The sequence below is a fragment of the Lysobacter sp. Root690 genome (assembly GCF_001427785.1).
Lineage (GTDB): Bacteria > Pseudomonadota > Gammaproteobacteria > Xanthomonadales > Xanthomonadaceae > Lysobacter.
Window position 1 is genome coordinate 517,973 of sequence record NZ_LMHM01000018.1, and the last position, 1,306, is coordinate 519,278.

1 pseudogene is annotated in these 1,306 nt (G+C 65.8%); it reads left to right on the forward strand.

From position 1 onward, the window contains the following. Nucleotides 1–1,306 (forward strand): annotated as a pseudogene (locus ASD86_RS28120) (TonB-dependent receptor); the annotation flags it as partial.

Below are 1,306 nucleotides of genomic sequence, written 5' to 3' on the forward strand. Positions count from 1 at the left end.
CCTCAAGGACGGCGCGTCCACGATCTACGGTTCCGACGCCATCGCCGGCGTGATCAACATCATCACCCGCAAGAACTTCGAAGGCGCCGAAGCCAACGCCTATATCGGCCAGTGGGGCCAGGGCGACGGCACGCGTCAGAACTACGACTTCACCATCGGCTTCACCGGCGACCGCGGCTCGGTCACCATCGGCGCCGAATACGCGAAGGAAGATCCGGTTTGGGCCCGCGACCGCTGGTTCTCGATCGCTCGCTTCCCGACCGGCGAAAAGAGCGAACCGCGTGACTTCGGTTTCTCCGGCACCACCCAGTGGGGCGCGCTGCTGATCCCGACCGGCGCCACCCTGCCGAACGGCACCCCGGCGCTCGGCGCGGCCCGCTTCCTGGCCCGCGAAACCGCTGGCCTGGATCCGCGCAACATCGCCAACTTCCGCGCCCGCAACGGCTCGGACGTCTCGCTGCCGGCCGAACAGTCGACCGTGTACAGCGGCATCGAGCGCAAGTCGCTGTTCGTCAACGCCGGCTACGACATCACCGACTGGCTGCGTTTCGACACCGACATTCAGTACAACGACCGCGACTCCTTCGCGCAGAACGCCGGCTATCCGTTCCAGTCCGCCGTCCTTTCGCCGGGCTTCAACACCCCGATGTCGGTCGACAGCTACTTCAACCCGGTCGGCAACCAGCGCACCGGCGCTCTGCCGGCTGGCGTCGCCGCCCCGACCTTCGTGCATTTCGTGCGTCGTGGCTGGGAAGTGCCGCGTCAGGTCCGCAACAGCCTGACCTCGTACCGCTTCACCGGCACCTTCAGCGGTTCGTTCGAACTGGGCGAAGGCAAGATCTGGGATTGGGACGCCGGCTATCTGTACAACGAGAACAAGGCCACCCAGATCAGCACGGGTAACCTCAACGTCGCCAACACGCGTCTTGCGGTCGGCCCGTCGTTCCTCAATGCGCAGGGTCAGGTCCAGTGCGGCACCGCCGCCAACCCGATCGCCCTGGGCGTCGGCGGCGGTCAATGCACCCCGTGGAACCCGCTGCTGCCGTACGGCTATGCAGGCAGCAATGGCCTGAATGATCCGAACGTGCAGAAGTTCCTGTACCAGAACGGCCAGGCCTTGGGTAAGACCAAGACCACCGACTACTTCGTCAACCTCAGCGGCACCCTGGCGACCCTGCCGGCCGGTGACCTGAGCCTGGCGGTCGGTTACGAGCACCGTAAGGAACAGGGCAACTTCTCGCCCGACGCGATCTCGCAGACCGGTGGTTCCACCGATCTGGCCAGTGGCCCGACCGGCGGTTCGTAC